Annotated in this window: 44 protein-coding genes and 1 pseudogene; 42 read left to right on the plus strand and 3 right to left on the minus strand. The window is 44.1% G+C overall.

Features of this window, described 5'->3' with window-relative positions:
- The first annotated feature begins 248 nt into the window (after positions 1-248).
- The 38 genes and pseudogenes from rpsJ (at position 249) to MY7_RS18785 (ending at position 20498) form a co-directional block, all read left to right on the plus strand.
- Positions 249-557 (plus strand): 30S ribosomal protein S10, encoded by a 309-nt coding sequence (gene rpsJ / locus MY7_RS18610; RefSeq protein ID WP_003156464.1) that lies wholly within the window; start codon positions 249-251, stop codon positions 555-557.
- A 39-nt stretch (positions 558-596) separates the two neighbouring features.
- Positions 597-1226: a 50S ribosomal protein L3 gene (gene rplC, locus MY7_RS18615; protein WP_007410402.1), complete on the plus strand. Its 630-nt coding sequence runs from the start codon at positions 597-599 to the stop codon at positions 1224-1226.
- A 27-nt stretch (positions 1227-1253) separates the two neighbouring features.
- On the plus strand, positions 1254-1877 hold the full coding sequence (gene rplD, locus MY7_RS18620) for a 50S ribosomal protein L4 (RefSeq protein WP_007615239.1): 624 nt from the start codon (positions 1254-1256) through the stop codon (positions 1875-1877).
- A complete protein-coding gene (gene rplW, locus MY7_RS18625; RefSeq protein ID WP_003156467.1) occupies positions 1877-2164 on the plus strand; it encodes a 50S ribosomal protein L23 in 288 nt (95 codons plus the stop codon). Before rplD ends, rplW begins: the two co-directional genes overlap by 1 nt.
- Before the next feature lie 31 nt (positions 2165-2195).
- The gene (gene rplB, locus MY7_RS18630) at positions 2196-3029 is read left to right on the plus strand and encodes a 50S ribosomal protein L2 (RefSeq protein ID WP_003156470.1); all 834 of its coding nucleotides are present in this window, start codon (positions 2196-2198) and stop codon (positions 3027-3029) included.
- 57 nt (positions 3030-3086) lie between these two features.
- Complete coding sequence (gene rpsS, locus MY7_RS18635) at positions 3087-3365, plus strand: 30S ribosomal protein S19 (protein ID WP_003156472.1); 279 nt, start codon at positions 3087-3089, stop codon at positions 3363-3365.
- 16 nt (positions 3366-3381) lie between these two features.
- A complete protein-coding gene (gene rplV, locus MY7_RS18640) occupies positions 3382-3723 on the plus strand; it encodes a 50S ribosomal protein L22 (protein ID WP_007615240.1) in 342 nt (113 codons plus the stop codon).
- A gap of 3 nt (positions 3724-3726) precedes the next feature.
- Complete coding sequence (rpsC, locus tag MY7_RS18645) at positions 3727-4383, plus strand: 30S ribosomal protein S3 (RefSeq protein ID WP_003156476.1); 657 nt, start codon at positions 3727-3729, stop codon at positions 4381-4383.
- Position 4384: 1 nt separating this feature from the next.
- Complete coding sequence (gene rplP / locus MY7_RS18650) at positions 4385-4819, plus strand: 50S ribosomal protein L16 (RefSeq protein ID WP_003156478.1); 435 nt, start codon at positions 4385-4387, stop codon at positions 4817-4819.
- The gene (rpmC, locus tag MY7_RS18655; RefSeq protein ID WP_003156482.1) at positions 4809-5009 is read left to right on the plus strand and encodes a 50S ribosomal protein L29; all 201 of its coding nucleotides are present in this window, start codon (positions 4809-4811) and stop codon (positions 5007-5009) included. Before rplP ends, rpmC begins: the two co-directional genes overlap by 11 nt.
- Before the next feature lie 22 nt (positions 5010-5031).
- Complete coding sequence (gene rpsQ, locus MY7_RS18660) at positions 5032-5295, plus strand: 30S ribosomal protein S17 (RefSeq protein WP_003156484.1); 264 nt, start codon at positions 5032-5034, stop codon at positions 5293-5295.
- 40 nt (positions 5296-5335) lie between these two features.
- The gene (gene rplN, locus MY7_RS18665; RefSeq protein WP_007410404.1) at positions 5336-5704 is read left to right on the plus strand and encodes a 50S ribosomal protein L14; all 369 of its coding nucleotides are present in this window, start codon (positions 5336-5338) and stop codon (positions 5702-5704) included.
- A 36-nt stretch (positions 5705-5740) separates the two neighbouring features.
- The gene (gene rplX, locus MY7_RS18670) at positions 5741-6052 is read left to right on the plus strand and encodes a 50S ribosomal protein L24 (RefSeq protein ID WP_003156486.1); all 312 of its coding nucleotides are present in this window, start codon (positions 5741-5743) and stop codon (positions 6050-6052) included.
- Between the two features lie 26 nt (positions 6053-6078).
- Entirely contained in the window at positions 6079-6618 is a 540-nt protein-coding gene (gene rplE / locus MY7_RS18675) for a 50S ribosomal protein L5 (protein WP_003156487.1), read from the plus strand.
- A gap of 22 nt (positions 6619-6640) precedes the next feature.
- Entirely contained in the window at positions 6641-6826 is a 186-nt protein-coding gene (gene rpsN, locus MY7_RS19465) for a 30S ribosomal protein S14 (RefSeq protein ID WP_003156488.1), read from the plus strand.
- A gap of 31 nt (positions 6827-6857) precedes the next feature.
- Entirely contained in the window at positions 6858-7256 is a 399-nt protein-coding gene (gene rpsH / locus MY7_RS18680) for a 30S ribosomal protein S8 (protein WP_003156489.1), read from the plus strand.
- A 30-nt stretch (positions 7257-7286) separates the two neighbouring features.
- The gene (gene rplF / locus MY7_RS18685; RefSeq protein WP_003156490.1) at positions 7287-7826 is read left to right on the plus strand and encodes a 50S ribosomal protein L6; all 540 of its coding nucleotides are present in this window, start codon (positions 7287-7289) and stop codon (positions 7824-7826) included.
- A 34-nt stretch (positions 7827-7860) separates the two neighbouring features.
- On the plus strand, positions 7861-8223 hold the full coding sequence (gene rplR / locus MY7_RS18690; protein WP_003156492.1) for a 50S ribosomal protein L18: 363 nt from the start codon (positions 7861-7863) through the stop codon (positions 8221-8223).
- Positions 8224-8247: 24 nt separating this feature from the next.
- Positions 8248-8748, plus strand: coding sequence for a 30S ribosomal protein S5 (gene rpsE, locus MY7_RS18695; RefSeq protein ID WP_003156493.1), 501 nt, complete (start codon positions 8248-8250; stop codon positions 8746-8748).
- Between the two features lie 13 nt (positions 8749-8761).
- Positions 8762-8941 carry a 50S ribosomal protein L30 gene (gene rpmD, locus MY7_RS18700; protein WP_003156497.1) on the plus strand — a complete coding sequence of 60 codons (180 nt, stop codon included), beginning with the start codon at positions 8762-8764 and terminating at the stop codon, positions 8939-8941.
- A gap of 30 nt (positions 8942-8971) precedes the next feature.
- On the plus strand, positions 8972-9412 hold the full coding sequence (gene rplO, locus MY7_RS18705; RefSeq protein ID WP_003156499.1) for a 50S ribosomal protein L15: 441 nt from the start codon (positions 8972-8974) through the stop codon (positions 9410-9412).
- A gap of 1 nt (position 9413) precedes the next feature.
- A complete protein-coding gene (secY, locus tag MY7_RS18710) occupies positions 9414-10709 on the plus strand; it encodes a preprotein translocase subunit SecY (protein ID WP_007615246.1) in 1296 nt (431 codons plus the stop codon).
- A gap of 51 nt (positions 10710-10760) precedes the next feature.
- Positions 10761-11414 (plus strand): adenylate kinase, encoded by a 654-nt coding sequence (locus tag MY7_RS18715; RefSeq protein ID WP_007410407.1) that lies wholly within the window; start codon positions 10761-10763, stop codon positions 11412-11414.
- The gene (gene map, locus MY7_RS18720) at positions 11411-12157 is read left to right on the plus strand and encodes a type I methionyl aminopeptidase (RefSeq protein WP_007410408.1); all 747 of its coding nucleotides are present in this window, start codon (positions 11411-11413) and stop codon (positions 12155-12157) included. Before MY7_RS18715 ends, map begins: the two co-directional genes overlap by 4 nt.
- A 64-nt stretch (positions 12158-12221) precedes the next feature.
- Positions 12222-12503 (plus strand): annotated as a pseudogene (locus MY7_RS19980) (KOW domain-containing RNA-binding protein).
- Complete coding sequence (infA, locus tag MY7_RS18725; RefSeq protein WP_003156508.1) at positions 12481-12699, plus strand: translation initiation factor IF-1; 219 nt, start codon at positions 12481-12483, stop codon at positions 12697-12699. Before MY7_RS19980 ends, infA begins: the two are co-directional and overlap by 23 nt.
- A 33-nt stretch (positions 12700-12732) precedes the next feature.
- On the plus strand, positions 12733-12846 hold the full coding sequence (gene rpmJ / locus MY7_RS18730; protein ID WP_003156543.1) for a 50S ribosomal protein L36: 114 nt from the start codon (positions 12733-12735) through the stop codon (positions 12844-12846).
- A 22-nt stretch (positions 12847-12868) separates the two neighbouring features.
- Positions 12869-13234 carry a 30S ribosomal protein S13 gene (gene rpsM, locus MY7_RS18735; RefSeq protein ID WP_003156545.1) on the plus strand — a complete coding sequence of 122 codons (366 nt, stop codon included), beginning with the start codon at positions 12869-12871 and terminating at the stop codon, positions 13232-13234.
- A gap of 20 nt (positions 13235-13254) precedes the next feature.
- The gene (gene rpsK / locus MY7_RS18740; RefSeq protein ID WP_003156547.1) at positions 13255-13650 is read left to right on the plus strand and encodes a 30S ribosomal protein S11; all 396 of its coding nucleotides are present in this window, start codon (positions 13255-13257) and stop codon (positions 13648-13650) included.
- Positions 13651-13826: 176 nt separating this feature from the next.
- On the plus strand, positions 13827-14771 hold the full coding sequence (locus MY7_RS18745; RefSeq protein WP_003156549.1) for a DNA-directed RNA polymerase subunit alpha: 945 nt from the start codon (positions 13827-13829) through the stop codon (positions 14769-14771).
- Positions 14772-14848: 77 nt separating this feature from the next.
- The gene (gene rplQ, locus MY7_RS18750) at positions 14849-15211 is read left to right on the plus strand and encodes a 50S ribosomal protein L17 (RefSeq protein WP_003156550.1); all 363 of its coding nucleotides are present in this window, start codon (positions 14849-14851) and stop codon (positions 15209-15211) included.
- Between the two features lie 131 nt (positions 15212-15342).
- A complete protein-coding gene (locus MY7_RS18755) occupies positions 15343-16188 on the plus strand; it encodes an energy-coupling factor ABC transporter ATP-binding protein (protein ID WP_007615256.1) in 846 nt (281 codons plus the stop codon).
- Positions 16164-17033, plus strand: a complete 870-nt coding sequence (locus tag MY7_RS18760; RefSeq protein ID WP_007615263.1) for an energy-coupling factor ABC transporter ATP-binding protein — start codon at positions 16164-16166, stop codon at positions 17031-17033. Before MY7_RS18755 ends, MY7_RS18760 begins: the two co-directional genes overlap by 25 nt.
- Positions 17030-17827 (plus strand): energy-coupling factor transporter transmembrane component T family protein, encoded by a 798-nt coding sequence (locus tag MY7_RS18765; protein ID WP_007410412.1) that lies wholly within the window; start codon positions 17030-17032, stop codon positions 17825-17827. The genes MY7_RS18760 and MY7_RS18765 overlap by 4 nt, the downstream gene beginning before the upstream one ends.
- A 12-nt stretch (positions 17828-17839) precedes the next feature.
- Positions 17840-18583 (plus strand): tRNA pseudouridine(38-40) synthase TruA, encoded by a 744-nt coding sequence (gene truA, locus MY7_RS18770; protein ID WP_007615269.1) that lies wholly within the window; start codon positions 17840-17842, stop codon positions 18581-18583.
- Positions 18584-18742: 159 nt separating this feature from the next.
- Positions 18743-19180: a 50S ribosomal protein L13 gene (gene rplM, locus MY7_RS18775; protein WP_003225844.1), complete on the plus strand. Its 438-nt coding sequence runs from the start codon at positions 18743-18745 to the stop codon at positions 19178-19180.
- A 20-nt stretch (positions 19181-19200) separates the two neighbouring features.
- Positions 19201-19593 carry a 30S ribosomal protein S9 gene (gene rpsI, locus MY7_RS18780; RefSeq protein WP_003225846.1) on the plus strand — a complete coding sequence of 131 codons (393 nt, stop codon included), beginning with the start codon at positions 19201-19203 and terminating at the stop codon, positions 19591-19593.
- Between the two features lie 137 nt (positions 19594-19730).
- On the plus strand, positions 19731-20498 hold the full coding sequence (locus tag MY7_RS18785; protein WP_007410414.1) for a class I SAM-dependent methyltransferase: 768 nt from the start codon (positions 19731-19733) through the stop codon (positions 20496-20498).
- Between the two features lie 13 nt (positions 20499-20511).
- Here the strand turns inward: MY7_RS18785 and MY7_RS18790 are convergent, their stop codons facing one another.
- On the minus strand, positions 20512-20985 hold the full coding sequence (locus tag MY7_RS18790) for a DinB family protein (RefSeq protein ID WP_007615276.1): 474 nt from the start codon (positions 20983-20985) through the stop codon (positions 20512-20514).
- Between the two features lie 130 nt (positions 20986-21115).
- On the opposite strand from MY7_RS18790, the gene MY7_RS18795 reads away from it, so the two are divergent.
- The 3 genes from MY7_RS18795 (at position 21116) to MY7_RS18805 (ending at position 23466) form a co-directional block, all read left to right on the plus strand.
- Complete coding sequence (locus tag MY7_RS18795; protein WP_007615277.1) at positions 21116-21559, plus strand: DUF2521 family protein; 444 nt, start codon at positions 21116-21118, stop codon at positions 21557-21559.
- Between the two features lie 60 nt (positions 21560-21619).
- Entirely contained in the window at positions 21620-22333 is a 714-nt protein-coding gene (cwlD, locus tag MY7_RS18800; protein WP_007615278.1) for an N-acetylmuramoyl-L-alanine amidase CwlD, read from the plus strand.
- 80 nt (positions 22334-22413) lie between these two features.
- Entirely contained in the window at positions 22414-23466 is a 1053-nt protein-coding gene (locus MY7_RS18805) for an Mrp/NBP35 family ATP-binding protein (RefSeq protein ID WP_007615279.1), read from the plus strand.
- 32 nt (positions 23467-23498) lie between these two features.
- On the opposite strand, the gene gerD is transcribed toward MY7_RS18805, so the two are convergent.
- A complete protein-coding gene (gene gerD, locus MY7_RS18810; RefSeq protein WP_007615280.1) occupies positions 23499-24056 on the minus strand; it encodes a spore germination lipoprotein GerD in 558 nt (185 codons plus the stop codon).
- A 107-nt stretch (positions 24057-24163) separates the two neighbouring features.
- On the opposite strand from gerD, the gene kbaA reads away from it, so the two are divergent.
- Complete coding sequence (gene kbaA / locus MY7_RS18815) at positions 24164-24760, plus strand: KinB-signaling pathway activation protein (protein ID WP_007410420.1); 597 nt, start codon at positions 24164-24166, stop codon at positions 24758-24760.
- On the opposite strand, the gene pdaB is transcribed toward kbaA, so the two are convergent.
- Positions 24761-25525 carry a polysaccharide deacetylase family sporulation protein PdaB gene (gene pdaB, locus MY7_RS18820; protein WP_007615281.1) on the minus strand — a complete coding sequence of 255 codons (765 nt, stop codon included), beginning with the start codon at positions 25523-25525 and terminating at the stop codon, positions 24761-24763.
- Between the last annotated feature and the right edge of the window lie 82 nt (positions 25526-25607).

Below are 25607 nucleotides of genomic sequence, written 5' to 3' on the forward strand. Positions count from 1 at the left end.
AAGAAAACAGGCATATCCTTGATTAATCATGGTATCACCTGTATAATAATCAAAGTGTGAAAACCACAAGGTTCTTTAAATAAACCTTGCAACATGCGTCTATTTTCTGTATAATAGTGTATGTTGGTCTTTGACTGCGATGAAGTGAGAGGTTGCTGACACACCCGGCCGCTTTGCCATGGCAAGGTGATCAGGTTTTTCTCACGGAGAACTGTCTAACGTGATGTAGGCGAAAAGGAGGGAAAATAATGGCAAAACAAAAAATTCGTATTCGTTTAAAAGCATATGATCATAGAATCCTTGATCAATCTGCAGAGAAGATTGTTGAAACGGCAAAACGTTCTGGTGCCAGCGTATCTGGTCCGATTCCGTTGCCAACTGAAAAATCAGTTTACACAATCCTTCGTGCGGTGCACAAATACAAAGATTCTCGTGAGCAATTTGAAATGCGTACACATAAACGTTTAATCGACATTGTGAACCCAACACCACAAACTGTTGATGCTCTCATGCGATTAGACTTACCATCTGGTGTCGATATCGAAATCAAACTTTAATTCTAAAATATAGAATGATCTTAATAGGAGGTGTGACGAATGACCAAAGGAATCTTAGGAAGAAAAATTGGTATGACGCAAGTATTCGCAGAGAACGGTGATCTTATCCCGGTAACTGTTATTGAAGCAGCTCCAAACGTTGTTCTTCAAAAGAAAACAGCTGAAAACGATGGCTATGAAGCGATCCAGCTTGGTTTTGACGATAAGCGTGAAAAGCTTTCAAACAAACCGGAAAAAGGACACGTTGCAAAAGCGGAAACTGCTCCTAAGCGCTTCGTTAAAGAATTACGCGGCGTGGATATGGATGCGTATGAAATTGGTCAGGAAGTCAAGGTTGAAATTTTCTCTGCAGGAGAAATCGTAGATGTAACAGGAGTATCTAAAGGTAAAGGTTTCCAAGGTGCAATCAAGCGTCACGGACAATCTCGCGGACCTATGTCTCACGGGTCACGCTACCACCGTCGTCCTGGTTCAATGGGACCTGTAGATCCTAACCGTGTATTCAAAGGTAAACTATTACCTGGACGCATGGGCGGAGATCAAATCACTGTCCAAAACCTTGAAATCGTAAAAGTAGATGCTGAGCGCAATCTTCTTTTGATTAAAGGTAACGTACCTGGTGCGAGAAAAACTTTAATCACTGTTAAAAGTGCTGTTAAATCTAAATAAGTCTCTTAGGAAAGGAGGAAATTGATCATGCCAAAAGTAGCATTATACAACCAAAACGGTTCTACTGCTGGTGATATCGAATTAAACGCGTCTGTATTTGGAATTGAGCCAAATGAGAGCGTAGTATTCGACGCTATTCTTATGCAAAGAGCTTCCTTACGTCAAGGATCTCACAAAGTAAAAAATCGTTCTGAAGTACGCGGCGGAGGTCGCAAACCATGGCGTCAAAAAGGTACAGGTCGTGCCCGTCAAGGTTCAATCCGTTCACCGCAATGGCGCGGAGGTGGTGTCGTATTCGGCCCAACACCACGCAGCTATTCTTACAAATTACCTAAAAAAGTTCGCCGCTTGGCAATCAAATCAGTATTGTCTTCTAAAGTGAACGACAACAACATTATTGTTCTTGAAGATCTTACTCTTGATACGGTTAAAACAAAAGAAATGGCAGCTATCCTTAAAGGATTATCTGTTGAGAAAAAAGCTTTAATCGTAACTGCGGATGCAAACGAAGCAGTATCTCTTTCTGCACGCAACATCCCTGGAGTTACAGTTGTTCAAGCTAACGGAATCAACGTGTTAGACGTTGTCAACCACGAGAAGCTTCTGATTACAAAAGCTGCGGTTGAAAAAGTAGAGGAGGTGCTTGCATAATGAAAGATCCTCGTGATGTTCTTAAGCGCCCCGTCATTACTGAACGTTCTGCTGATTTAATGACTGAAAAAAAATATACTTTTGAAGTTGATGTAAGAGCTAACAAAACAGAAGTGAAAGATGCAGTTGAAAGTATCTTTGGAGTGAAAGTTGACAAAGTCAACATCATGAACTACAAAGGGAAATCAAAACGTGTCGGCCGCTACACTGGTATGACTAGCCGTCGCAGAAAAGCGATCGTAAAACTTACTGCAGACAGCAAAGAAATCGAAATTTTTGAAGCTTAATTATCTGTAAAAAGAAGGAGGGAAATTCAAAATGGCGATTAAAAAGTATAAACCGACCTCTAACGGACGTCGTGGCATGACAACTTCAGATTTTGCTGAAATCACGACTGACCAGCCGGAAAAATCCTTGCTTGCGCCCCTTCACAAAAAAGGCGGACGTAACAACCAAGGTAAATTGACTGTACGTCACCAAGGTGGCGGACACAAACGCCAATACCGTGTTATCGACTTCAAACGCGATAAAGATGGTATACCTGGACGCGTTGCTACAGTTGAGTACGATCCAAACCGTTCAGCTAACATTGCACTAATCAACTATGTAGACGGAGAAAAACGTTACATTCTTGCACCAAAAGGAATTCAAGTAGGTACTGAAATCATGTCCGGCCCTGAAGCTGACATCAAAGTAGGTAACGCACTTCCGCTTATCAACATCCCTGTTGGTACAGTTGTGCATAACATTGAATTAAAACCTGGTAAAGGCGGACAGCTTGTACGTTCAGCTGGTACATCTGCTCAGGTTCTTGGTAAAGAAGGCAAATACGTTCTTGTACGTCTTAACTCTGGTGAAGTTCGCATGATCCTTTCTGCTTGCCGCGCTTCTATCGGTCAAGTAGGTAACGAGCAGCACGAACTTATCAACGTTGGTAAAGCAGGACGCTCTCGCTGGAAAGGCATCCGCCCTACAGTCCGCGGTTCTGTAATGAACCCTAACGATCACCCGCACGGTGGTGGTGAAGGTCGCGCGCCAATCGGACGTAAATCACCAATGTCTCCTTGGGGCAAACCGACTCTTGGATTCAAGACACGTAAGAAAAAGAACAAATCTGATAAATTTATCGTACGTCGTCGTAAAAATAAATAACGGGGTTGTCTACGGTTCATTTCGGACCGTAGTGCAATCACGAAGGGAGGTTCCAAAATGGCTCGCAGCTTGAAAAAAGGACCATTTGTCGATGGACACTTGATGACAAAAATCGAGAAATTAAATGAAACGGACAAGAAACAAGTTGTAAAAACTTGGTCTCGCCGTTCAACTATTTTCCCACAATTTATCGGTCACACTATCGCAGTATATGACGGACGTAAACACGTGCCTGTATTCATTTCTGAAGACATGGTAGGCCACAAGTTGGGCGAATTCGCACCGACTCGTACTTACAAAGGCCACGCCAGTGACGATAAAAAAACAAGACGCTAAGAGAGGAGGCTTTTAAATGCAAGCTAAAGCTGTTGCAAGAACAGTCCGTATTGCTCCTCGTAAAGCACGTCTAGTAATGGACCTGATTCGAGGTAAGCAAGTAGGCGAAGCAGTATCTATCCTTAACTTAACTCCGAGAGCTGCTTCTCCGATCATCGAAAAAGTTTTAAAATCTGCTATCGCAAATGCTGAGCACAACTACGAGATGGGCGCTAACAATCTGGTTATTTCTCAGGCATTTGTTGACGAAGGCCCAACGTTAAAAAGATTCCGCCCGCGTGCTATGGGACGTGCGAGCCAAATCAACAAACGTACGAGCCACATTACAATCGTTGTATCAGAAAAGAAGGAGGGATAAGTAGTGGGTCAAAAGGTAAATCCAGTCGGTCTTCGTATCGGAGTCATTCGTGATTGGGAATCTAAGTGGTACGCTGGTAAAGATTACGCTGACTTCCTGCACGAAGATTTAAAAATTCGTGAATTCATTAGCAAACGCCTTTCTGACGCTTCTGTTTCTAAAGTAGAAATCGAGCGCGCAGCAAACCGCGTTAACATTACGATCCACACTGCTAAGCCTGGTATGGTAATCGGTAAAGGCGGATCTGAAGTTGAAGCACTTCGTAAAGCCCTTAACAGCCTTACTGGCAAGCGTGTACACATTAACATTCTTGAAATCAAAAGAGCAGATCTTGATGCACAGCTTGTAGCTGACAACATCGCTCGTCAACTAGAAAACCGTATTTCTTTCCGCCGTGCGCAGAAACAACAAATCCAACGCACTATGCGTGCTGGAGCACAAGGTGTGAAAACAATGGTTTCCGGCCGTCTTGGCGGAGCTGACATTGCTCGTTCTGAATACTACAGTGAAGGAACTGTTCCATTGCACACTTTACGTGCTGACATCGACTATGCAACATCTGAAGCTGACACAACTTACGGTAAGCTTGGTGTAAAAGTCTGGATCTATCGTGGAGAGGTTCTTCCTACTAAGAAGAAAACTGAGGAAGGAGGAAAATAATATGTTATTACCAAAACGCGTTAAATATCGCAGAGAGCATCGCGGAAAAATGCGCGGTCGCGCTAAAGGCGGTACTGAAGTACATTTTGGTGAGTACGGTATCCAGGCTCTTGAAGCTTCTTGGATCACGAACCGCCAAATCGAAGCTGCACGTATTGCGATGACTCGTTACATGAAACGTGGCGGTAAAGTTTGGATTAAAATTTTCCCTTCAAAACCTTACACTGCTAAGCCGCTTGAGGTACGGATGGGTTCCGGTAAAGGGGCTCCTGAAGGCTGGGTAGCTGTTGTAAAACCGGGCAAAGTTTTATTTGAAATTTCTGGTGTGTCTGAAGAGGTAGCTCGTGAAGCTCTTCGCCTTGCATCTCACAAATTGCCAATTAAAACGAAGTTCGTAAAACGTGAAGAAATTGGTGGTGAATCAAATGAAAGCTAATGAAATTCGTGACCTTACCACTGCTGAAATTGAACAAAAAGTAAAGTCTCTTAAAGAAGAACTTTTCAATCTTCGCTTTCAATTAGCGACAGGACAACTTGAAAATACTGCTCGCATTCGTGAAGTGCGCAAAGCTATCGCGCGCATGAAAACTGTGATTCGTGAAAGAGAAATTGCTGCCAATAAATAATCACTGAGGGGAGGTCGTGAGCATGAGCGAACGTAACCAACGCAAAGTTTACCAAGGCCGTGTTGTTTCTGACAAAATGGATAAAACCATCACTGTTGTTGTTGAAACATACAAAAAGGATCCTATTTACGGTAAACGCGTAAAATACTCGAAGAAATTCAAAGCACATGATGAAAATAACCAAGCTAAAATCGGAGACATCGTAAAGATCATGGAAACTCGTCCATTATCTGCAACTAAGCGTTTTCGTCTAGTAGAAGTTGTCGAAGAAGCTGTTATTATCTAATAAAGTTCGGAATTCTTTTTCCGAAGGGAGGTAACAAATAATGATTCAACAAGAGACTCGTTTAAAAGTTGCTGACAACTCCGGTGCGCGTGAGGTACTTACTATTAAAGTTCTTGGCGGTTCTGGACGTAAAACGGCTAACATTGGTGATGTAATTGTTTGCACGGTTAAACAAGCAACACCAGGAGGCGTTGTCAAAAAAGGTGAAGTCGTAAGAGCTGTTATCGTTCGCACAAAAAGCGGAGCACGCAGAACTGACGGATCATACATCAGCTTCGATGAGAATGCATGTGTTATCATCCGTGACGACAAGAGCCCGCGTGGAACTCGTATCTTCGGACCGGTTGCCCGCGAATTACGTGAAAACAACTTCATGAAAATTGTTTCTCTGGCTCCAGAAGTTATCTAATGAAATAAATGCCTTACTCAAGGAGGTGCGATCAGGATGCATGTGAAAAAAGGCGATAAAGTAATGGTTATCTCTGGTAAAGATAAAGGCAAACAAGGTACGATCCTTGCTGCTTTCCCTAAAAAGGACCGCGTTCTAGTTGAGGGCGTAAACATGGTGAAGAAGCACTCTAAACCAACTCAAGCAAACCCTCAAGGCGGTATTTCTAATCAAGAGGCGCCAATTCATGTATCAAACGTTATGCCGCTCGATCCTAAAACAGGTGAAGTGACTCGCGTAGGATACAAAGTGGAAGATGGCAAAAAAGTTCGTGTTGCAAAAAAATCTGGGCAAGTCTTAGATAAATAGTATTTAAAGGAAGGGAGGTCTATCTCATGAACCGCCTTAAAGAAAAGTACAATAAAGAAATTTCACCTGCTTTAATGACGAAGTTCAACTACGACTCTGTTATGCAGGTGCCAAAAATCGAAAAAATCGTAATCAACATGGGTGTTGGTGATGCTGTTCAAAACGCGAAAGCAATCGACAGTGCTGTTGAAGAATTAACGTTTATCGCAGGTCAAAAACCTGTCGTTACTCGTGCGAAGAAATCAATTGCTGGATTCCGTCTTCGTGAGGGAATGCCTATCGGTGCGAAAGTAACTCTTCGCGGAGAGCGCATGTATGATTTCCTTGATAAACTTATTTCTGTATCTTTACCGCGTGTACGTGACTTCCGCGGGATTTCTAAGAAATCTTTCGACGGTCGCGGAAACTACACTCTTGGTATCAAAGAACAGTTAATCTTCCCTGAAATTGACTACGATAAAGTAACAAAGGTTCGCGGAATGGACATCGTTATCGTAACGACTGCTAACTCTGACGAAGAGGCTCGTGAGCTATTAACTCAAGTAGGTATGCCGTTCCAGAAATAATCAATGAAAGGGAGGCGAAATCGTGGCTAAAAAGTCAATGATTGCGAAACAACAACGTACACCAAAGTTTAAAGTGCAAGAGTACACTCGCTGTGAACGCTGCGGACGTCCGCACTCAGTCATTCGTAAATTTAAACTTTGCCGTATTTGTTTCCGTGAGCTTGCATATAAAGGACAAATTCCTGGCGTGAAAAAAGCCAGCTGGTAATCCCCAAGAATGGGAAGGAGGTAATTATATAATGGTTATGACAGATCCAATTGCAGATATGCTGACTCGTATTCGCAATGCAAACATGGTACGTCATGAGAAGCTTGAAATTCCTGCTTCTAAATTGAAAAGAGAAATTGCTGACATTTTAAAGCGTGAAGGTTTCATTCGTGACGTTGAGTTCGTAGAAGACAGCAAACAAGGTATCATCCGCGTTTTCTTGAAATACGGACAAAACAACGAGCGCGTTATCACTGGTCTTAAAAGAATCAGCAAACCAGGTTTGCGTGTATACGCTAAATCAAATGAAGTACCTCGCGTACTTAACGGTCTTGGAATCGCGATTATTTCTACATCACAAGGTGTTTTAACGGACAAAGAAGCCCGTGCAAAACAAGCTGGTGGAGAAGTTCTAGCATACGTTTGGTAAGAAGTTTAACAAGAATGGAGGTGTTTTAGTATGTCTCGTGTAGGAAAAAAACTGCTTGAGATCCCTTCTGGAGTTACAGTAACGCTGAACGAAGGCAACACTGTAGCTGTAAAAGGACCAAAAGGAGAATTAACTCGTACTTTCCATCCTGATATGGAAATCAAAATTGAGGACAACGTGCTTACAGTTACTCGTCCTTCTGATCACAAAGAGCACCGTGCGCTGCATGGTACGACTCGCAGTCTGCTTGGAAACATGGTTGAAGGCGTATCTAAAGGATTTGAAAGAGGTTTGGAATTAGTCGGTGTCGGTTATCGTGCGGCTAAATCCGGAAACAAACTTGTTTTAAACGTTGGATACTCTCACCCTGTTGAGATCGTTCCTGAAGAGGGCATCGAAATCGAAGTTCCTTCTCAAACTAAAGTAGTTGTAAAAGGTACAGACAAAGAGCGTGTAGGAGCTATCGCTGCTAACATCCGCGCTGTACGTTCTCCAGAGCCTTACAAAGGTAAAGGAATCCGCTACGAAGGTGAAGTTGTTCGCCGTAAAGAAGGTAAATCTGCTAAGTAAGACCGCTTAAAGTGAAGAAAGGAGTGACCTAAGGATGATTACGAAAACTAGCAAAAATGCTGCTCGTCAAAAAAGACATGCCCGTGTTCGTGCTAAACTTTCAGGCACAGCTGAAAGACCTCGTCTGAATGTGTTCCGTTCAAACAAACACATTTATGCTCAAATCATCGATGATGTAAATGGCGTTACACTTGCTAGTGCCTCTACACTCGATAAAGATTTGAACGTGGAAAGCACTGGTGACAGCGCTGCTGCTGCTAAAGTCGGTGAACTCGTTGCGAAACGCGCTTCTGAGAAAGGTGTTTCTGACGTAGTATTTGACCGCGGCGGATACTTATACCATGGACGTGTAAAAGCTCTGGCCGATGCAGCTCGTGAAGCCGGACTGAAATTTTAATAAAAAAAGGAGGGACACATGATTATGCGTCGTATTGACCCAAGCAAATTAGAGTTAGAAGAACGCTTAGTTACGGTTAACCGCGTAGCGAAAGTTGTTAAAGGTGGTCGTCGTTTCCGTTTCGCAGCTCTAGTCGTTGTCGGTGACAAAAACGGTCACGTAGGTTTCGGTACTGGTAAAGCACAAGAAGTACCTGAAGCAATCCGCAAAGCTGTTGAAGATGCGAAAAAGAATTTGATTGAAGTACCAATGGTTGGAACTACGATTCCACACGAAATCATCGGACGTTTCGGTGCAGGCAATATCTTGTTGAAACCTGCTTCTGAAGGTACTGGAGTTATCGCTGGAGGCCCTGTACGTGCGGTACTTGAGCTTGCTGGCGTTGCTGATATCCTTTCTAAGTCTCTAGGTTCTAACACACCGATCAACATGATCCGTGCAACACTTCAAGGTTTAAGTGAGCTTAAACGTGCCGAAGAGGTTGCGAAGCTTCGTGGAAAATCTGTAGAAGAACTGTTAGGATAAGGAGGGAACATTAATGGCTAAATTAGAAATTACCCTCAAACGCAGTGTAATCGGTCGCCCGGAAGATCAGCGCGTTACTGTAAGAACACTTGGTTTAAAGAAAACAAACCAAACTGTCGTTCATGAAGATAACGCTGCGATCCGCGGTATGATTAATAAAGTATCTCATCTAGTTTCTGTTAAAGAACAATAAAAATAAATTATAGGCTAAGGAGGTGTCCTAATGAAACTTCATGAATTAAAGCCTTCAGAAGGTTCACGTAAAGTACGCAATCGCGTAGGTCGTGGTATTGGTTCTGGTAACGGTAAAACAGCTGGTAAAGGTCACAAAGGTCAAAACGCTCGTTCTGGCGGCGGTGTACGCCCTGGATTCGAGGGGGGACAAATGCCTTTATTCCAACGTCTTCCTAAACGCGGTTTTACAAACATCAACCGTAAGGAATACGCTATTGTGAACGTAGACAAATTGAACGGTTTTGCGGAAGGAACGGAAGTCACTCCTGAACTTCTTCTTGAGACTGGTGTTATTAGCAAACTTAATGCAGGAGTAAAGATTCTTGGCAACGGTAAATTAGAGAAAAAATTAACTGTAAAAGCCAATAAATTCTCTGCTTCTGCGAAAGAAGCTGTTGAAGCTGCTGGCGGTACAGCTGAGGTGATCTAACTTGTTTAAGACAATCTCCAACTTTATGCGTGTGAGTGATATTCGGAATAAAATCATTTTTACATTACTCATGCTTATCGTCTTTCGCATAGGTGCGTTTATCCCTGTGCCATATGTAAATGCTCAGGCGTTGCAGACACAAAGTTCGATGGGGGTTTTTGATCTCCTTAATACATTTGGCGGCGGTGCGCTTTATCAGTTCTCCATTTTTGCGATGGGAATTACGCCTTACATCACTGCTTCAATCATCATTCAGCTGCTTCAGATGGATGTTGTGCCGAAGTTTACCGAGTGGTCTAAGCAAGGTGAAGTCGGCCGCCGTAAATTAGCTCAGTTCACGAGATATTTTACGATTGTGCTTGGTTTTATCCAGGCATTAGGTATGTCTTACGGGTTTAACAACCTGGCAAACGGTATGCTGATTGAGAAATCCGGCATATCGACATATCTGATTATTGCTTTAGTACTCACTGGAGGAACTGCTTTTTTAATGTGGCTGGGAGAACAAATTACTTCCAATGGAGTAGGTAACGGAATTTCGATCATCATCTTCGCGGGGATTGTGGCTAGTATTCCGAAAACTGTTGGGCAGATTTATGAGACTCAATTTGTCGGCAGCAGCGATCAGCTGTTTATTCATATTGTAAAAATCGCCTTACTGGTGATTGCGATTTTGGCCGTTATTGTTGGTGTTATTTTCATTCAGCAGGCCGTACGCAAAATCGCGATTCAATATGCAAAAGGGCAAGGTCGTTCACCTGTTGGCGGAGGCCAGTCAACTCACCTTCCGCTTAAAGTGAATCCGGCAGGGGTTATTCCGGTAATCTTTGCGGTTGCGTTTCTTATTACGCCGCGTACTATCGCGTCATTTTTCGGAGAAAACAATGTGACAAAGTGGATTCAAGCCAACTTTGACAATACACATCCGGTGGGCATGGCGGTTTATGTCGCATTAATTATCGCCTTTACGTACTTCTATGCTTTTGTGCAGGTAAACCCTGAACAAATGGCTGATAACCTTAAAAAACAGGGTGGCTATATCCCGGGGGTTCGTCCAGGGAAAATGACTCAAGATAGAATTACGAGCATTTTGTATCGACTTACGTTTGTGGGTTCTATATTCTTAGCCGTGATTTCCATTCTTCCTATCTTTTTCATTCAATTCGCTGGATTGCCTCAAAGTGCACAGATTGGCGGAACATCATTGTTAATTGTCGTCGGGGTAGCCTTGGAGACAATGAAGCAGCTGGAGAGCCAGTTAGTGAAACGTAATTACCGAGGATTTATGAAAAATTAGAGGACTGGTTTTAACCATTCCTCTAAATAAGAGAGGACGGGGGAAATCCGAATGAACTTAGTCTTAATGGGACTTCCTGGAGCCGGTAAAGGCACACAGGGAGAACGAATTGTTGAGGATTATGGGATACCTCATATCTCAACGGGAGATATGTTCCGTGCTGCTATGAAAGAAGAAACACCACTCGGACTCGAAGCAAAGTCTTATATTGATAAAGGCGAGCTCGTACCGGACGAAGTCACAATCGGCATTGTCAAAGAAAGACTCGGCAAAGATGATTGTGAAAGAGGTTTTCTTCTGGACGGATTTCCGCGAACAGTCGCTCAGGCTGAAGCTCTTGAAAACATTCTTGAGGAATACGGCAAGCCGATTGATTATGTCATTAACATTAAAGTAGACAAAGACTCTTTAATGGAACGTTTGACTGGACGCAGAATTTGCAGTGTTTGCGGCACAACCTACCATTTGGTTTTCAATCCGCCAAAAACGCCGGGTGTTTGTGATAAAGACGGAGGAGACCTTTATCAACGGGCAGATGATAATGAGGAAACCGTCTCAAAACGGCTTGAGGTCAACATGAAGCAGACTCAGCCTTTACTCGATTTTTATTCTGAGAAAGGGTATCTTGTCAACGTCAATGGCCAGCAGGACATTAACGACGTGTACAAAGATGTGAAAGAGCTTCTTGGAGGATTGAGCAAATGATTATCTGTAAGACCCCTCGTGAGCTTGGCATCATGCGGGAAGCAGGGCGAATCGTGGCTTTGACTCATGAAGAGATGAAAAAGCACATTAAACCAGGAATCTCGACAAAAGAATTGGATCAAATTGCCGAACGTTTTATTGAGAAGCAGGGTGCAATCCCATCTTTTAAGGGGTATAATGGGTTTCGCGGGAGCATCTGTGTATCAGTTAATGAAGAACTCGTTCACGGAATACCCGGTAAAAGGGTTTTGCGTGACGGTGACATTATCAGCATTGATATCGGTGCTAAATTAAATGGTTATCATGGTGACTCTGCTTGGACATATCCGGTAGGAAACATCAGTGATGATGATAAACGACTGCTGGAAGTAACAGAGGAGTCTTTATATAAAGGCTTGAAGGAAGCAAAACCAGGTGAACGTTTGTCGAATATTTCCCACGCAATACAAACGTATGTCGAAAATGAGCAGTTTTCAGTTGTTAGGGAGTATGTCGGACATGGTGTTGGTCAAGACTTGCATGAGGATCCGCAAATTCCTCATTACGGTCCGCCAAACAAAGGACCTAGGCTGAAGCCTGGTATGGTTCTCGCTATAGAACCGATGGTTAACGCTGGCAGCCGGTATGTGAAAACATTGGCTGACAACTGGACGGTTGTAACGGTAGATGGGAAAAAGTGTGCTCATTTTGAACATACGATTGCGATTACGGAAACGGGTTTTGATATACTGACAAAAGTCTAGATGATGAAATGAATTCCTTGACACATGTTTTTCATTCCGCACCTGGGCAGATTGTAGGTTTACAATTGGTCGGAAGAAAAACCGGCTAGCTGCTGTCATCGGAATGAAGATTCATCATCGTGTACTAAAGCAGACGGAGAAAGCGTACATTTCATTCTCCTTAGAAAAAGAATATCAATCATTCACCCTTTATGATTGCGTATCTCCGGAAGTTCAGAACAGTATAAACGAAACAGGGCGTGTGACAAACGGATAACTGAGATTTTCTCTTTTGAAATTTGTCAGAGAGCAAGTTACTGATTTGAAGAAGGGAGAACACTTGAATGGCGAAAGACGATGTAATTGAAGTGGAAGGTACGATTGTCGAAACACTGCCAAACGCGATGTTCAAAGTTGAACTCGAAAATGGCCATACGGTTTTGGCTCACGTATCTGGTAAAATCCGCATGCACTTCATTCGCATTTTACCTGGAGACAAAGTTACGGTAGAATTATCTCCATATGACTTAACTCGTGGCAGGATTACGTACCGTTACAAATAAAGCACTCCGGAAACTGAAGGAGGTTGGAAACACATGAAAGTGAGACCATCAGTTAAACCAATCTGCGAAAAATGTAAAGTTATTCGCAGAAAAGGAAAAGTAATGGTGATCTGTGAAAATCCAAAGCATAAACAAAAACAAGGATAATTAATAAGGAGGTGCCCAGAGAATGGCTCGTATTGCTGGTGTAGATATCCCACGTGACAAACGTGTTGTTATTTCTTTAACATATGTCTTCGGAATTGGCCGCACAACGGCTCAGCAAGTCTTGAAAGAGGCTGGTGTTTCTGAAGATACTCGTGTGCGTGATCTTACTGAAGAAGAACTTGGTAAAATCCGTGATGTTATTGACAAACTGAAAGTAGAAGGTGACCTTCGCCGTGAAGTTTCTCTTAACATCAAGCGTCTGATCGAAATCGGAAGCTACCGCGGAATCCGCCATCGCAGAGGTTTGCCTGTTCGCGGACAAAACTCTAAAAACAATGCGCGTACTCGTAAAGGTCCGCGTCGTACTGTAGCTAACAAGAAAAAATAAGTAAGGGAGGTACCTAAACAATGGCTGCTGCTCGTAAACAAAACACGCGTAAACGTCGCGTGAAAAAGAATATTGAGTCAGGAATCGCTCATATTCGTTCAACTTTCAACAACACGATCGTTACGATCACTGATACTCATGGTAATGCTATTTCTTGGTCAAGTGCCGGAGCTCTAGGATTCAGAGGTTCTCGTAAATCTACTCCTTTTGCTGCGCAAATGGCTGCTGAAACAGCTGCTAAAGGTTCAATCGAACACGGACTTAAAACTCTTGAAGTAACTGTTAAAGGACCAGGTTCTGGCCGTGAAGCTGCAATCCGTGCTTTACAAGCTGCCGGGCTTGAAGTTACAGCTATCAGAGACGTAACTCCTGTTCCTCATAATGGATGCCGTCCACCAAAACGTCGCCGCGTGTAATTTGTTTGTATAGATTTTGTGTCCCTGTCAATAATGGGTTATGATACAGTTATTTATGAAACGAATGCACCGACTCGTTGCCTGAGCACATACGGGACTAAACAATGGGGAATTTCGGATGGAATCTCATATGATTCTATTCGAGGTTTCGACGTTTTGAAGGAGGGTTTTAAGTAATGATCGAGATTGAAAAACCAAAAATCGAAACGGTTGAAATCAGCGACGATGCCAAATTTGGTAAGTTTGTCGTAGAGCCGCTTGAGCGTGGATATGGTACAACTCTGGGTAACTCCTTACGTCGTATCCTCTTATCCTCACTCCCTGGTGCCGCTGTAACATCGATCCAGATAGATGGTGTACTGCACGAATTCTCGACAATCGAAGGCGTTGTGGAAGATGTTACAACGATAATCTTGCACATTAAAAAGCTTGCATTGAAAATCTACTCTGATGAAGAGAAGACGCTTGAAATTGATGTACAGGGCGAAGGAACTGTCACAGCAGCTGATATTACACACGACAGCGATGTTGAAATCCTTAATCCGGATCTTCATATCGCGACTCTTGGTGAGAATGCGAGTTTCCGAGTTCGCCTTACTGCACAAAGAGGACGTGGGTATACACCTGCTGATTCGAACAAAAGAGACGATCAGCCAATCGGCGTGATTCCGATCGATTCAATCTTTACGCCAGTTTCTCGTTTATCTTATCAGGTAGAAAACACTCGTGTAGGCCAGGTTGCAAACTATGACAAACTTACACTTGATGTTTGGACTGACGGAAGCACTGGACCGAAGGAAGCAATTGCGCTCGGTTCAAAGATTTTAACTGAACACCTTAATATATTCGTCGGTTTAACTGACGAAGCTCAGCATGCTGAAATCATGGTTGAAAAAGAAGAGGATCAAAAAGAAAAAGTTCTTGAAATGACGATTGAGGAACTTGACCTTTCTGTCCGTTCTTACAACTGCTTGAAGCGTGCGGGCATTAACACGGTTCAAGAACTTGCGAACAAGACGGAAGAAGATATGATGAAAGTTCGCAACCTGGGACGCAAATCACTTGAAGAAGTGAAAGCGAAACTAGAAGAACTTGGACTCGGCCTTCGCAAAGACGATTGATCTAGTTTCCATGTGAACTAGGATTTTCGTGTGTTTTTTATTTAGAAACAGCATTCCATTAAAGGAGGGGACATCACATGTCATACAGAAAACTAGGACGTACGAGTTCACAGCGTAAAGCTATGCTTCGTGATCTTACAACAGATTTGATCATCAACGAAAGAATTGAAACAACTGAAACACGTGCGAAAGAACTTCGCTCTGTTGTTGAAAAGATGATCACTCTTGGTAAGCGCGGTGACTTGCATGCTCGTCGTCAAGCTGCTGCATACATTCGCAACGAGGTTGCTAATGAAGAAAATAACCAAGATGCACTTCAAAAATTGTTCTCTGACATTGCAACTCGTTACGAGGAGCGCCAAGGCGGATACACACGTATTATGAAGCTTGGTCCTCGCCGTGGTGACGGTGCACCAATGGCAATCATCGAATTGGTTTAATCACATATTTTTGTGTATCTAAAGAAGGGCGGGACAGTTTCTAACTGGATCTATGCCCTTTTTTTAGATATCAGAACTTTTTATCATGAGACAGACAAGCAGAGCTATAGCTGAGAGGAGGCCAGGCGCCCGTGGATCAAAAACAGCTTATATCCGTAAAAGACATTCTATTCCGATACCGCAAAGATGCGGAAAGACCGGCGCTGGACGGTGTGAGTCTGGAGGTATACGAAGGAGAATGGCTTGCTATCGTAGGCCACAACGGTTCAGGGAAGTCGACTTTGGCCAGAGCGCTGAACGGACTGATTTTGCCTGAGGCCGGAGAAATTGAAGTCGGCGGCATCAAGCTGACTGAGGATACCGTGTGGGATGTGCGAAAAAAAATAGGGATGGTCTTTCAGAATCCCGATAACCAATTTGTCGGAACGACTGTTCGCGATGATGTGGCTTTTGGTTTAGAAAACAATGGTGTTCCGCGCGAAGAAATGATTGAGAGAGTAGATTGGGCTGTCACACAAGTCAATATGCAGGATTTTCTTGATCAAGAGCCGCACCATCTCTCCGGAGGTCAAAAACAAAGAGTGGCGATCGCGGGAATTATTGCCGCGCGTCCTGATATTATGATTTTGGATGAAGCGACATCCATGCTTGACCCGATTGGGAGAGAAGAAGTCCTTGATACTGTCAGACGCTTAAAAGATCAGGGCATGGCCACCGTCATTTCGATAACACATGATCTGGAAGAAGCCGCAAGGGCGGACAGGATCATTGTGATGAACGGCGGCAGGAAATATGCAGAGGGCACGCCTGAAGAGATTTTTAAATTAAACGAAGACTTGGTTCGCATCGGTCTTGATTTGCCTTTCTCATTCCAGCTCAGCCTGCTTTTGAAAGAAAGCGGACTGGCGTTAACGAAAAACCATCTGACTCAGGAAGGGCTGGTGAATGAGCTGTGGACATTAAAATCAAAGATGTAGAACACCGCTATCAAATGAAGACACCGTTTGAACGGCTTGCTCTGTATGATATCAATGCCGTAATAAAAGAGGGCAGCTACGTTGCCGTCATCGGGCATACAGGGTCGGGCAAATCGACGCTCCTGCAGCATTTAAACGGTTTGCTGAAACCGACTAAAGGACAGCTTGAACTCGGGAGCACGATTCTGGCAGCCGGTAAAAAGAATAAAGACCTTAAGACTTTGCGAAAAAAAGTCGGAATCGTTTTCCAATTTCCCGAACATCAGCTGTTTGAAGAGACTGTGCTGAAGGACATCGCATTCGGACCGATGAATTTCGGTGTAAAAAAAGAAGACGCTGAACGGAAAGCAAAAGAAATGCTGGGGCTTGTAGGCCTTCCGGAAGACATTTTGGATCGTTCACCATTTGAGCTCAGCGGCGGCCAGATGCGCAGAGTGGCGATTGCCGGCGTTCTCGCGATGGAGCCGGAAGTGCTGGTTTTGGATGAACCGACGGCCGGTCTTGATCCGAGAGGGCGCCAGGACATTATGGACATGTTCTATGCGCTTCATCAGCGGGGAAACCTGACTACCGTTCTCGTCACCCACAGTATGGAGGACGCCGCCCGCTATGCTGACGAAATGATCGTCATGCACAAAGGAACCATTAAAGCGACGGGGAGTCCGCGTGACTTGTTTGTAAAAGGTGAAGAGATGTCCGAAATGGGCCTGGATCTTCCTGAATCAGTGAAGTTTCAGAGACGGCTTGAGAAGGCTCTCGGCGTCAAGTATGAGAAACCCATGCTGACCCTGCAGGATGCCGCCAGTGAAATTAAGGCTTTCTTTCAGGAGGAAAAGGACCAATGATGGACAGCATGATTATCGGAAAGTATGTTCCCGGATCATCGCTTATTCACCGATTGGACCCGCGAACAAAACTTGTCAGCATCTTTCTTTTTGTATGTATTGTTTTTTTGGCAAACAACGTACAGACGTACGCTTTGCTCGGTTTGTTTACATTCGGGGTGATTGCCTTAACGCGCGTGCCGTTCAGCTTTTTGCTGAAGGGACTTAAGCCGATTATCTGGATTGTGGCGTTTACCTTTTTATTACACATTTTCATGACGCATGAAGGATCAGTCATTTTTCAGCTTGGCTGGTTTAAAGTGTATGAGGGCGGACTTATACAGGGTATTTTTATCTCCCTCCGTTTCGTTTACCTTATCTTTATGACGACGCTGCTGACGCTGACAACAACGCCGATTGAAATAACAGATGGAATGGAGCAGCTGCTGAATCCTTTTAAAAAGGTGAAGCTGCCCGTACACGAACTCGCATTGATGATGTCGATATCATTGAGATTTATCCCGACATTGATGGAAGAGACAGATAAAATCATGAAGGCGCAAATGGCGAGGGGTGCGGACTTTACAAGCGGCCCGGTGAAAGACAGAATCAAAGCGGTTGTTCCGCTGCTTGTCCCGCTGTTTGTCAGCGCCTTTAAACGCGCGGAAGAGCTCGCGGTCGCCATGGAGGCGAGAGGCTACCAGGGCGGTGAGGGGAGAACGAAATACAGAAAGCTTGTCTGGACCGGAAAGGATACCGGAGCTATTCTGCTCATCATGGTATTAGCCGTGTTATTGTTTTTCTTAAGAAGTTAGAGGTGCTGCTGAATGAGAGTGAAATGTACCATTGCTTATGACGGGCATTTATTTAACGGATATCAGGTTCAGCCTGGAAAGCGGACCGTTCAAAGTGAATTGGAAAAAGCGCTGGCCGTCATCCATAAAACGGACGGCAGAGTGCCTGTGTACTCATCCGGCCGCACGGACAGCGATGTTCATGCTGCCGGACAGGTCATTCATTTTGATACGTCGCTGTCCATTCCGGCTGAGAAATGGCCGTTTGCGCTCAATGCCCTGCTGCCTGATGATATTGCCGTCAAAACAGCAGAGATTGCGGATGATGGGTTCCATGCACGATTTAGCGCAGTCCAAAAGGAATATCGCTACATTGTATATACGGAGAAACACCCGGACGTATTTAAACGATATTACGCTTACCATTTTGCATATCAGCTTAATGTGCAGAAAATGAGGGAAGCTTCAAGGCACCTCATCGGGACACATGATTTCACAAGCTTTTGCGCGGCTGATACCGCGGTTCAGGATAAGGTCAGAACGATTTACGAGCTGGATTGGACTGAGACCGGAGACGGCCTGCAGATGCGGATCACCGGTAACGGTTTTCTCTATAATATGGTCAGAATCATTGCCGGAACGTTATTGGATACAGGAGCTGGAAAATTTTCTCCCGATGATGTAAAAGCAATGCTCGAAGCGAAAGATCGCGAAGCCGCGGGGCGCACCGCACCGGGGCACGGGCTGTATTTATGGAGCGTTTGCTATGACAACTAAACCAGGTGTAACATTTTCTTGACAGAGTCTGCATAAAGTTATAAGATATCATATGGTATGTATTTCAACCCCACGATAAGCCCCGGAACTTATTGTGTTGTGAAATAGAACGTAATCGAAGATTATTGAAAATGACAGATCATTTAGGAGGGAAATTCAATGCGTACAACACCTATGGCTAACGCAAGTACTATTGAACGCAAGTGGTTAGTTGTTGATGCAGCAGGCAAGACTTTAGGACGTCTTTCTACAGAAGTTGCATCTATCCTTCGCGGGAAACACAAACCGACTTACACACCGCACGTTGATACTGGAGATCATGTGATCATCATCAACGCTGAAAAAATCGAGTTAACTGGTAAAAAGTTAACTGACAAAATCTACTACCGTCACACTCAACATCCAGGCGGATTAAAATCAAGAACTGCTCTTGAAATGCGTACAAACTACCCTGAGAAAATGCTTGAGCTTGCTATCAAAGGCATGCTTCCAAAAGGTTCTCTAGGTCGTCAAATGTTCAAGAAATTGAACGTATACCGTGGTTCTGAGCATCCACATGAAGCACAAAAACCTGAAGTTTACGAACTTCGCGGTTAATTAAAAAGGAGGTTACCAATTTGGCACAGGTTCAATATTACGGTACTGGCCGTCGTAAAAGTTCTGTAGCGCGTGTGCGCTTAGTTCCAGGAGAAGGTCGTATCGTCGTTAATAATCGTGAAATCAGCGAGCACATTCCATCTCCAGCCCTAATCGAAGATATCAAACAACCATTAACTTTAACTGAAACAGCTGGTACTTATGATGTTTTAGTAAACGTACATGGAGGCGGCTTATCTGGTCAAGCTGGAGCAATCCGTCATGGTATCGCTCGTGCTTTGCTTGAAGCAGATCCAGAATACCGTGCAACACTTAAACGTGCTGGTCTTCTGACTCGTGACGCTCGTATGAAAGAACGTAAAAAATACGGTCTTAAAGGCGCTCGTCGTGCACCTCAGTTCTCAAAACGTTAATCGTTTTGGATGGCAAAAACCACAACTTCTTGGTTGTGGTTTTTTTGTATTTTTTTCTCATATTCAAGAGGTTATCCGATGTTTTTCTAGAATTGTTTGTTATACTCTATTCATTACCAATAAGGAGCGCAGTTATAATGAATAAGTTAGTCATACATAACAGCAAGGCATGGGATAAAAAAGTCGAAACAGGCAATGAATGGACGGTTGCGGTTGATTCTCATACGATTGGTGAAGCGAAAAAAGGCAATTGGAGCATCAGAATGACCCCCGGAAAAGATGTGCCGGCGGATTGGTTTCCGCCCATAGACGGTCTGAAGGTTCTTTGTCTCGCTTCAGGAGGAGGACAGCAAGGGCCGGTCCTTGCTGCTGCAGGAGCGGACGTGACCATTTTTGACAATTCGGAAAAACAGCTTGCGCAAGACAGAATGGTTGCTGAGCGGGACGATCTTACGCTTCGGACTGTCAAAGGCAGCATGAATGATCTGAGCTGTTTTGATGATGAGTCATTTGATTTTATCGTGCACCCGGTATCGAATTGCTTTGTTGATACGGTTCTTCCGGTATGGAAAGAAGCTCATCGCGTATTGAAAAAAGGCGGGTCTTTAGTCTCCGGTTTTGTAAATCCCGTCGTGTTCTTATTTGATATGGATTTAGAGCAGGAAGGTGTACTCAAAGTAAAGTATTCCATTCCGTTTTCGGATGAAAAAGATCTGAGTAAGAAAAAGGTAAAGGAACTTATTGATAATCATGAAGCGCTTGAATTCGGCCATACGCTGGAGGATCAAATTAAAGGTCAGATTGACGCAGGCTTCATGGTTGCCGGTTTTTACGAGGACAAAGGCGGCCTCGTGCTGGATGAATACATTAATACATACTCCGTAACAAGAAGCATTAAAATATAAAAACGGCATCCCGTCAGAGGTGCTGTTTTTTTGCGGCTTTTTCCTGCGGACGGCTGATCACATTAGCCGAAACCGGTTCTATTCCAATTTCTCTGGCCCAAACCGACAGTTGTCCCATATGGTGAATCTCATGCGCAAGGATGTGGCGGAGAATATCTTCTTTAGGAAAGGTTTGGTCCATCCAGACCGGCTTAACAAGATACGGTCCTTTGAGGGAGACCGCATGAATGACATCCTCCCGATACTGTTCAGACAGCTTTCTGAGATCCTGAATGCTCGTATAGTCAGACTCAGCAGGTAAAACATCATCTTTACCTAAAATGGCATGAGCCCAGCTGATCTCGACATCAATGATATGAAATAAAGTCCGCAAGATGCTCTCCATTCCGCCCGTCCGGGTTTTCGTCAGTTCCTCCCGGCTCAGCTTTTCACATATCATAAACCACTCGTCACGCACCGTCCAATTGTATTGAAACAGCTTTTTCATCACGTCACCTCAGCTCTTTATTCTTCCAGTTAACATAAAACTCCTTCATTTGGGAGGATTTCCACTATCAACAAAGCATGCTTTTTCCCTTTTCCTTTCAAAATAACAGTAAAAAGGAGCGTGGCTGGCAATGGCAGAAGTATTATCTTTTTCAGACGTGAAACGGCAGAAGGATTTTGAGCTTGAGAAGAGTTTACTAAAGGAGCTGTCACTGACGCAGATCATTCAGTCCGTAAAAGCATGTCTTACCCCTTTGTTTCCCTTTCTTCAAGACGAAAACGGCATTCTGAGTGAAGGATGCATAGATTTTGCAATTGAAGCGTATTTATTAGGCGGCCGGTTCGGCGTCTTTGGCTATTATGGTGAGTCTTTGCAGAAGGCAAACGCCCGTTCGGCTGAAGAAGAGGAAGAACTGACGGTCGATTTTTTTGAATATCTTTGCAATTGGACGCATGAGCAATATTCTTCCGTTAAACAAAAAGAAATCTATGAAGCGTCCTGCCGGTTTATCAACAGCTGGTGGACGGAAGGATTTCTGCAAAGAGAAAAACAATGTAAGCTCCGCATGAGGTAATCATAATTTCTTCCCTTGTCCCATACTTATTAATAACGGGGACAAGCGGGAGGGAAAGGTATGACAAAAAAGCTGAAATGGCTCGGTTTTTTACTTGGCTTTATCATATTATTGTGTTTATTCAGGTTTCAATTCCAAAATGATGATTCTTGGCGGCCGTGGAGTCTGCCTCTGAGCGGGAAAATCATCTATCTCGATCCGGGGCACGGCGGGCCGGACGGAGGCGCCACGGGAGGCAGTCACCTTGAAAAGGACATTACTCTCGAAGTGGCCTCCAGGGTCAGAGACTATTTGCAGGAGCAGGGAGCTTTGGTCATTATGACGCGGGAGACGGATACTGATTTAGCTCCTGAAGGGACGAAAGGCTACAGCAGACGCAAAGCGGAAGATCTGAGAAAGCGCGTGGAAATCATCAACCGTTCAGAGGCGGAGCTTTATATCAGCATTCATCTGAACGCCATACCGTCACCGAGATGGAGCGGCGCCCAAAGCTTCTACTATGGAAAATACGAAGAAAATGAAAAAGTGGCAAAATATATACAGGACGAATTGAGAATCAATTTGGAGAATACAACGAGAAAGGCGAAACGGATACACGGCATTTACTTAATGCAGAATGTAACCAAACCGGGCGCGCTGGTGGAAATCGGATTTCTGTCCAATCCCGCGGAAGCGAAAAGGCTCGGCCAGCCCAAATATCAGGACAAAATCGCTTCTTCCGTGTATAAGGGCGTATTGAGATATTTTACAGAGAAAGGAGACCCTCCCGAGTAAGGAGGGTTTTTCGCCGATTCTATGTTTAATATATGGTATAATACCATTTGTAAACGAATACACAAAGGGTGAGGGGTTCGATGATAAGAGAAGATGAAGTAAGACATATAGTCGGAAACATGCGCGAACCTTTTCTTCATAGACCGCTGGGAGAATTGGATGCCATTAAAGAAGTAAAGATCAAGCCGGAAAAACGGCATGTCAGTGTAAAAATTGCATTGGCAAAAACGGGGACGGCTGAACAGATGGGCATTCAGCAGGAAATTGTATCCGTTTTGAAAGAAGCGGGTGCAGAAACTGTGGGACTGCGGTTTGAAGAGCTGCCAGAAGAGACATTGGCGAAATTCAGCCGGCCGGCTGCTGAAAGCGAAACTCTGCTGAATAGGAAACACCCGCCGGTCTTTCTTGCGGTGGCAAGCGGAAAAGGCGGTGTCGGCAAATCAACGGTTTCCGTCAATCTGGCCATTTCTCTTGCACGGCTCGGAAAAAAAGTCGGCTTGATCGACGCGGATATATACGGATTCAGCGTGCCGGACATGATGGGTATTACAGTTCGCCCGACAGTAGAAGGAGAAAAACTGCTTCCTGTCGAAAGATTTGGAGTAAAGGTTATGTCGATGGGCTTTTTCGTCGAAGAAAACGCTCCGGTTGTGTGGAGAGGGCCGATGCTGGGCAAGATGCTGAATAACTTCTTCCATGAAGTTGACTGGGGAGAGGTTGACTATATCGTTCTTGATCTGCCGCCCGGCACGGGTGATGTGGCGCTCGATGTACACACAATGCTTCCGAGCTGCAAAGAGATTATCGTATCAACGCCGCACCCTACAGCCGCATTTGTAGCGGCGAGAGCGGGTTCTATGGCGATTAAGACCGATCATGAAGTTGTAGGGGTCATTGAAAATATGGCTTACTATGAAAGTGCAAAAACCGGCGAGAGGGAATACGTGTTCGGTCAAGGCGGGGGAGATAAGCTTGCAGAGGAATTGCAGGTGCCGCTGCTTGGCAGAATTCCTTTAAAACAGCCTGATTGGGACAAGGATCAATTTGCGCCTTCTGTCTATGACAGAAGTCATCCGATCGGGGAAATTTATATGGGGATCGCCCAGAAAGTCATTGAAAAAACAGCTGAATAAAAAAGGGGCCGGGACCAACACGGCCCGGCCTTTTATTGGCTTTCTTTTTCAGAGCTTGAAGCCGCTTTTTTCAATTCATCCTCGAATTGCTTTTTGAAAAGCGGGCTGGAAAGTGTCTCTGTAATTACATCCTCTAAGTAACTGCGGAACTTTTGGCTTTTCACCAGCTCGTAGTATTTTTTATCCATGCCGGGGTCCTGCATGATCTGCATAAAACTTTTCTGATAATCAGGGTCTTTCATCAGTTTTTTTATGATTTTTTCGTGCTCGGGCTGAAGAGTTTTTGCAAAGCTCTCGGCGAACTTTGAGTCTTCAAAGATGGTTTTCCAGAACTCCGCCCCTTTTTTAGAGGTGAGGGTTTTCTCTATTGTGCCTTTAATGGCATTTTGATCAATCACCAATGCCTCATTCATCGCATCATCATTTAATATTTCCTTAATTGCCTTTTTTCCATCATCGGTCTTTAATATATCAACAACCATTTTTTTAGTCTGGTCATAATCCATATCCGCTGCTTGGTCTTTTGGAGCACAAGCTGTTACAGATAATACAACAAAACAGCTTATCAATAGCGTTTTGGCTTTTGACATGCATAAGCTCCTTCCTTACTTGTACTTATTTTTAATATGATTCATCGGAATGGATTTATACATAACAAAATATCGCTGAACGCGATTGTCAGGGGGATGAATAAGAGATGAAAAGCCGCGGGCTTGTTCGATTTTTCTTTTCGATTTTAGCTGTGGGCGCTCTTATTACAAGCGTCGTGGGATTTGCTCTGAAGTGGGGGGAGTACAAGGGGTTCTTTCTGAATTTTGAGGCCGGTCAGATTTTCTCCGTTCTGATCTGGTTTATCGGGGTAGGCATGATTTTCAGTGTGATCAGCCAGATGGGATTCTTCGTTTTTCTGACGGTGCACCGGTTTGCCCTTGAAATTCTCAGATCAAGCTCGCTTTGGAATCTGCTTCAGCTGTTTATCATTCTGTTTGTCGCTTTTGATTTAATGTACGTCAGATTTTTGTTTTTCGGAGAGCGGGATGACTCGATTGCAGGGTTTGTCTGGCTGCCGCTGGCTCTGCTTGCCGTCGGCTTGTTGACGGCATATATAAAACAAAAGCAGTCCTCAAAAAATACGTTCGTTTCATCATTATTTTTAATGGTCGTTATTACAGCGCTTGAATGGGTTCCTGCGCTACGAGTGAATAATGAGGACTGGCTTTATTTGATGCTGATTCCGCTGATGGGCTGCAATGCGTTTCAGCTGTTAATGCTGCCGAAGTTTGCCCAGAGGTAGTTATTTCACTTCTGATGACTTGACGTCAGTATTTGCGATCAGGTCGCCGACGGTCACGTTTTTCAGTCCTTTTTGCTTTAAATTGTGAATAATGGGGGGGAGCGCTTCTTCAGTCTGTGTTGCTGAATCAGAGGCGTGCAGCAGGACAATGTCGCCGCCTTTTATATGACTGTTTACATTTTCAATGATTTTATCAGGGCCGGGATTTGTCCAATCCTGTGAGTTAACGCTGTAATGAACCACTGAATAGTGGTACTGCTGTGCAATGGTAAGAACCTTTTTATTAAATTGTCCGGTCGGCGGGCGGAGTAAATGAACATTCTTTACACCCAGCTTTTTAAATGCAGTCTGGGCCCGGAGGATATCTTTTTTTATTTCATTGTCCTCTAGGTTGGTATAATTCTTATACGCATATCCCATGCTGCCGATTTGATGTCCGTCTTTTATCATACGTTCAACTGTGTCCGGGTGCCGTTCCGCCCAAGAAGCTGACAGAAAAAAAGTGGCGTTTTTAATACCGTTTGCTTTTAGCGCGTTCAGAATAGGAACTGCTTTTTCGTCGCCCCAGCTGATATCGAATGTTAATGCGACTTCGCCCGCTTTCGTTTCCCCTTTTGAAATAGCCTTCGGGCCGCTATCAGTTAAAAATACAGGAAGGGGGACGGCTCTCTGTATATAAAAAAAGCTGGCTGCTGCAAATGCGGCAATGATAATAATAAGCAGCTGTTTTATCCTTCTGATGTGCCACACGTAGAAGTGATTCACTGATGACGCCTCCTTATCTTGTCCATGCTTGATTACATCGTATGCTGCGGCGGAGATTAATATAACGAAATACGTTTTAAAA

Source organism: Bacillus sp. 5B6, assembly GCF_000259405.1.
In the GTDB taxonomy this organism is placed as follows: domain Bacteria; phylum Bacillota; class Bacilli; order Bacillales; family Bacillaceae; genus Bacillus; species Bacillus velezensis.